This window comes from Kocuria sp. APC 4018, assembly GCF_030407675.1.
Taxonomy (GTDB): domain Bacteria; phylum Actinomycetota; class Actinomycetes; order Actinomycetales; family Micrococcaceae; genus Kocuria; species Kocuria rhizophila.
In genome coordinates this window covers 1-6,051 of the sequence record NZ_JASDCY010000091.1, presented here as the reverse complement: position 1 = coordinate 6,051, position 6,051 = coordinate 1, and the positions used below count along the sequence as shown (strand labels likewise).

The 6,051-nt window shown below is 72.5% G+C and carries 4 protein-coding genes; all 4 read right to left on the bottom strand.

Annotated elements, in window-relative coordinates; translation table 11 throughout:
• Positions 1–684: response regulator transcription factor (locus tag QL985_RS11660; RefSeq protein WP_290147930.1), on the bottom strand; the 684-nt coding region annotated here is incomplete at its 3' end.
• Positions 681–3,269, bottom strand: a complete 2,589-nt coding sequence (locus QL985_RS11655) for an ATP-binding protein (protein WP_082698347.1) — start codon at positions 3,267–3,269, stop codon at positions 681–683. The genes QL985_RS11655 and QL985_RS11660, both read right to left, overlap by 4 nt.
• A gap of 1 nt (position 3,270) precedes the next feature.
• Positions 3,271–3,888: a potassium-transporting ATPase subunit KdpC gene (kdpC, locus tag QL985_RS11650; protein WP_059281275.1), complete on the bottom strand. Its 618-nt coding sequence runs from the start codon at positions 3,886–3,888 to the stop codon at positions 3,271–3,273.
• 57 nt (positions 3,889–3,945) lie between these two features.
• On the bottom strand, positions 3,946–6,051 hold a 2,106-nt coding region (gene kdpB / locus QL985_RS11645), incomplete at its 5' end, for a potassium-transporting ATPase subunit KdpB (RefSeq protein WP_290147928.1).

Here is a 6,051-nt window from a genome sequence, read left to right as displayed (position 1 = left end):
CGCGCCCACCAGCCGGTACCCCATGCCCTGCTCCGTGAGGATGTGCCGGGGGTTGGCCGGGTCCGCCTCCAGCTTCTTGCGCAGCTGCGAGATGTAGAGCCGCAGGTACCCGCTGTCCTGCACGTGCTCGGTGCCCCACACGTGGGTGAGCAGCGTCTGCCGGGTCACCAGCTTGCCCGCGTTGCGCAGCAGCACCTCCATGACCTGCCACTCCGTGGGCGTGAGCCGGATCTGCTTGACCCCGCCCGCTACCGCCCGGGTCACGCTGTGGGTGGCCAAATCCACCGTCACGTCCCCGAGCCGCACGACCGCCACGGTCTTCTCCTGCGGGATCCGCCGGGTCAGCGCCCGGATGCGGGCCAGCAGCTCGTCGATCGCGAACGGCTTGGTGATGTAGTCGTCCGCCCCGGTGTCCAGCGCCTGCACCTTGTCCGCCGCGCCCGTGCGCCCGGAGACCACCAGGATGGGCGCCTGGGACCAGCCCCGGATCCCCTGGATCACCTCGATCCCGTCCAGCTGCGGCATCCCCAGGTCCAGCAGGAACATGTCCGGCTGCTCGTCCACCGCCGCGCTCACGGCCTCCGCACCGTTCGCGGCCGTGATCACCCGGTAGCCCTTCGCGCCCAGGATGATCCGCAGCGCCCGCAGGATCTGCGGGTCGTCATCCGCGATGAGGATTTTCACCGTGCACCCCCTTCCCGTTCGTCGGTCCCGGCGGACGACGCCGCTGTCCCCGCCCCGCGCGCGAACGGCGCCTCGGGCGCGGAGGCCGCGGGCGGCGTCGTCGTCCCGAGTGTCTCCAGCGGCAGTGAGACCACCATGGTCAGCCCGCCGCCCGGGGTGTCCTCCGGGGTGAGCGTGCCCTGCATGGCCTCCACGAAACCACGCGATAGCGCCAGTCCGAGCCCCAGCCCGGTGGTGTTGTCCGTGTCCCCGAGGCGCTGGAAGGGCACGAACATCTCGTCGTGGCGCTCGGGGGCGATCCCCGGGCCGTGGTCGATCACGCGGATCTCCAGCCGGTCCGCGAACGTGCTGGTGGTGACCGAGACCGGAACGCCCTCGGGCGTGTGCCGCTCGGCGTTGGCCAGCAGGTTCACCAGCGCGCGCTGCAGCAGCACCGGGTCCGCGAGCACCGTGGCGCCGTGGTGGGCCAGGTCCAGGCGCACCTCGGAGGGCCCCAGCTGCAGCTCGTCCAGCGCGGAGGCCACCGAGTCCGCCGGGTCCGTGGACGTGGTGCCCAGGGACAGCACGCCCGCCTGCACGCGGCTCACGTCCAGCAGGTCGTTGACCAGGGTGGCCAGCGCGGTGAGGCTCTCGTCCGCGGTGTCCATGAGCTCCTGCCGGTCCTCCGGTGTGAGCGAGTCCCCGGCCGCGCGCAGCCCGCCCACCGCCGCCGTGGCGGACGCCAGCGGGCGCCGCAGGTCGTGGCTCAGCGCGGACAGCAGCGCACCGCGCACCCGGTCCGACGCCGCGATCGGCCCGATCTCCTCGGCCGCCGCCTGCAGCCGCTGCCGCTCCAGGGCCGCGCTCATCTGCACGGCGACGACGCTCAGCAGCCGCCGCTCGGACGAGGCCAGGTGCCCGCCGTGCAGCTCCAGGGCACCCCCGCCGTCCAGGGGCATGACGGTGGGCTCGTCCCCGGGCTCCACGTCCCCCGCGCTCGCGACCACCGTGTCTCCCGCCATGATGCGCACCCCCGGAACGCGGAACACCTCGTGCGCGCGGTCCACGAGCGCCTGCACGGCGTCCTCGCCGCGCAGCACGCTGCCCGCGATGCTCTGGATCAGTTCGGACTCCGCGGCGGCCCGGCGGGCGGTGCGGGTGTAGCGGGCCGCGCGGTCCACCACGAAGCTCACGAGCGCGGCGATCACCGTGTAGAGGATTAGCGCGAGCAGGTGCAGGGGGTCCGCGATGGTGATGGTGTGGACGGGGTCGATGAAGAAGTAGTCCAGGGTGAGCCCGGAGAGCACCGCCGCGAACAGGGCGGGCCAGATCCCGCCCACGAGCGCCACGACCACCACGAGCAGCTGGTACGCGAGCACGTCGCTCGTGATGGCGTCCGGGGAGCGCGCCCCGGCCAGCGCCACGGTGAGCGCCGGACCGCCCAGCAGCGCCACCAGGAAGCCGAGCACGCGGCGTCGTGCGGAGAGCGCACCGCCCAGCGGGGGGAGCGTGAACTGCCCGCCCGCCTGCGCGTGGGCGACCATGTGCACGTCGATCTCCCCGGACTCCTTGGTGACCGTGGCCCCGATGCCCGGACCCGTGAAGGCGGCGGCGAGCCGGCTGCGGCGGCTGGTGCCCAGCACCAGCTGCGTGGCGTTGACCGAGCGGGCGAACTCCACGAGGGCCGCGGGGATGTCATCCCCCACCACCTGGTGGAAGGTCCCGCCGAGCTTCTCCACGAGCGCCCGCTGCTGCGCGAGTGCCGCGGGGTTGTCGGCGCGCACGCCGTCCTGCGCGATCACGTGCACGGCCAGCAGGTCACCGCCCGCCGAGCGGGCCGCCACCCGAGCGCCGCGGCGCAGCAGGGTCTCGCCCTCGGGCCCGCCCGTCAGGGCCACGACGACGCGCTCGCGGGCCTCCCACGTGCCGTCGATGTCGTGCTCGCGGCGGTAGTGCATGAGCGCCTGGTCCACCTCGTCCGCGAGCCACAGCAGCGCGAGCTCCCGCAGCGCGGTGAGGTTGCCCAGGCGGAAGTAGTGGGACAGCGCCGCGTCCACGCGCTCGGCGGGGTACACGAGCCCCTCTGCGAGCCGGTCCCGCAGCACCTGGGGTGCGAGGTCCACCACCTCGATCTGGTGCGCGCCGCGCAGGAACCGGTCCGGCACGGTCTCGCGCTGGGGTGCGCCGGTGATCCGCTCCACCACGTCGTTGAGGGACTCGATGTGCTGGATGTTCACCGTGGAGATCACGTCGATCCCCGCGGCGAGCAGCTGTTGGACGTCCTCCCAGCGCTTCTCGTGCGCGGAGCCGGGGGCGTTGGTGTGGGCGAGCTCGTCCACCAGGGTGATGTCCGGAGCGCGCTCCAGCACGGCGGCCACGTCCATCTCCTCCAGCTCCACGTCCCGGTAGCGGGTGCGCAGCCGGGGGACCTGGGGCAGACCCTCGGTCATGGCGGCGGTGGCCGCGCGGCCGTGGGTCTCCACGACGCCGATCACCACGTCCCTGCCCTCGGCCAGCAGCGCCTTGCCCTCCGCGAGCATCCGGTAGGTCTTGCCCACGCCGGGAGCGGCGCCGAGCAGCACCCTCAGCCGCCCCGGTGCGGTCATGTCAGTGCCTCGTCTCGTCCAGTGCCAGGTTGAGCTCGGCCACGTTCACCACGCGGTCACCCACGTAGCCCAGATCGGGCTTCTTGGTGTGCTGGCTCACGAGCTCCCGCACCTGTTCTACCGGAAGACCCCGCTCCCGGGCCACGCGCTCCACCTGGATGTCCGCGTAGCGCGCGCTGATGTGGGGGTCCAGACCGGAGGAGGAGGCGGTCAGGGCGTCCGCGGGGACGTCGGACTCGGGCACCCCGTTGAGCTCCGCGATCGCCTGCTTGCGCTGGGTGATGGCCTCCACCAGGTTCTCGTTCTCTGGACCCCAGTTGGTGCCGGAGGACGACGACGCGTCGTACCCCGCGTCCCCGGCGGCCGAGGGCCGGGGCTGGAAGTACTGCGGCAGGGGGTTGCCGTCCGCGTCCGTGAAGGACTGACCGATCAGCGAGGACCCCCGGACCTCACCGTTGCCGTCCGTCATCATGGACCCGTGGCTCTGCTCGGGGAACGCGAGGTACCCGAGCCCGGTGACCACCGCGGTGTAGCCCACGCCCAGCAGCAGGGTGAGCACGATCAGGGTGCGGACGGCCACCGACATGGTGCGCCCGGAGGAGTGTGCGGCAATGCTCATGACGATCGCTTCTTTCTCGACGACTCGAAATCTCTGTGGTGCGGGGTGGGGGCCGGCTCAGAAGCCCGGGATCAACCGGACCACCAGGTCGATCAGCCAGATCCCCAGGAAGGGCATGATGATCCCGCCCAGCCCGTAGACCGCGAGGTTGCGCCCCAGGGTCTTGGACGCGTTCATGGGCCGGTACTTCACGCCGCGCAGGGCCAGCGGGACCAGGAACACGATCACGATCGCGTTGAAGATCACGGCGGAGAGCACCGCGGAGGCCGGCGAGTGCAGGCCCATCACGTTGAGCACCGCGAGCCCCGGGAACACCCCGATGAAGATCGCGGGGATGATCGCGAAGTACTTGGCGATGTCGTTGGCGATCGAGAACGTGGTGAGCGCCCCGCGGGTGATGAGCAGCTGCTTGCCGATGGCCACGATGTCGATGAGCTTGGTGGGGTCCGAGTCCAGGTCCACCATGTTCCCGGCCTCCTTGGCCGCGGAGGTGCCGGTGTTCATGGCCACGCCCACGTCCGCCTGGGCCAGCGCGGGGGCGTCGTTGGTGCCGTCCCCGGTCATGGCCACGAGGTTCCCGCCCTCCTGCTCCGTGCGGATGTACGCGAGCTTCTGCTCCGGGGTGGCCTCCGCGAGGTAGTCGTCCACGCCGGCCTCCTCCGCGATCGCCGCGGCGGTCAGGGGGTTGTCACCCGTGACCATCACGGTGCGGATGCCCATGGCGCGCAGCTGCGCGAAGCGCTCGGTGAGCCCCTCCTTGACCACGTCCTTGAGGTGCACCACGCCGAGCACGCGCGCCGCGCCGTCGGCCCGCTTGTGCGCGACCACCAGCGGGGTGCCGCCCGAGCGGGAGATCTTGGTGACGCGCTCCTGGAGCTCACCGCGGGCGGCGTCGTCCGGCTGCGCGCCGTCCTCCGAGAGCCACGCGACGATCGCGGAGCCCGCGCCCTTGCGGATCTGCGAGCCGTCCGGCAGGTCCAGCCCGGACATCCGCGTCTGCGCGGTGAAGGGGACGACGTCGCCCGCGGCCTCCTGCTCGAGGCTCGCCCCGCGCTCGCGGGCCAGGTCCACGATCGAGGAGCCCTCGGGCGTGGGGTCCGCCAGGGACGAGAGCGCCGCGGCGTGCACGAGCTCCTCCTCGGCCACCCCGGTGAGCGGGACGAACGCGGTGGCGCGGCGGTTGCCGTACGTGATGGTGCCGGTCTTGTCGAGCAGCAGGGTGGTCACGTCCCCGGCGGCCTCCACGGCGCGCCCTGACATGGCCAGCACGTTGCGCTGCACCAGCCGGTCCATGCCCGCGATGCCGATCGCGGAGAGCAGCGCGCCGATGGTCGTGGGGATCAGGCACACGAGCAGCGCGATCAGCACGGTCACGCTCGCGGGGCTCGCGGGGTAGGAGGCAATCGGGTTCAGGCTCAGCGTGACCACCACGAACACGATGGACAGGGACGCCAGCAGGATGTTCAGGGCGATCTCGTTGGGGGTGCGCTGGCGGGCGGCGCCCTCCACCAGGGAGATCATCCGGTCCACGAACGTCTCACCGGGCTTGGAGGTGATCCGCACGACGATCCGGTCCGAGAGCACGCGCGTGCCACCGGTCACCGCGGAGCGGTCGCCGCCGGACTCGCGCACCACGGGGGCGGACTCGCCGGTGATCGCGGACTCGTCCACGCTCGCGATGCCCCACACGATGTCCCCGTCCCCGGGGATCAGCTCGCCCGCGGAGACCACCACCACGTCACCCAGGGTGAGGTCCGCCGAGGACGCCTCCTCGGTGACCGCGCGCTGGGCACCCGGGTCCGCGGCGTCGTCGTAGTCCCGCACGCGGTGCGCGGTGGTGCTGGTGCGCGTCTGGCGCAGGGACTCCGCCTGGGCCTTGCCGCGGCCCTCCGCGATGGACTCCGCGAGGTTCGCGAAGACCACGGTGAGCCACAGCCACACGGCGATCGCCCACGTGAACGCGCCGGGCACCGCGGTGCCGCCGGAGTCCTGCGCGCCGCCGGCGAGCAGCTCCGCCACGGCGAACACCGTGGTGACCACGGCTCCCACCCACACGATGAACATCACGGGGTTGTGCCACTGGGTGCGGGGGTCGAGCTTGCGCACGGCGCCGGGCAGGGCCTCGCGCAGCTGCTGCCAGGTGAGCGTCTTGCGGGGTGCGGG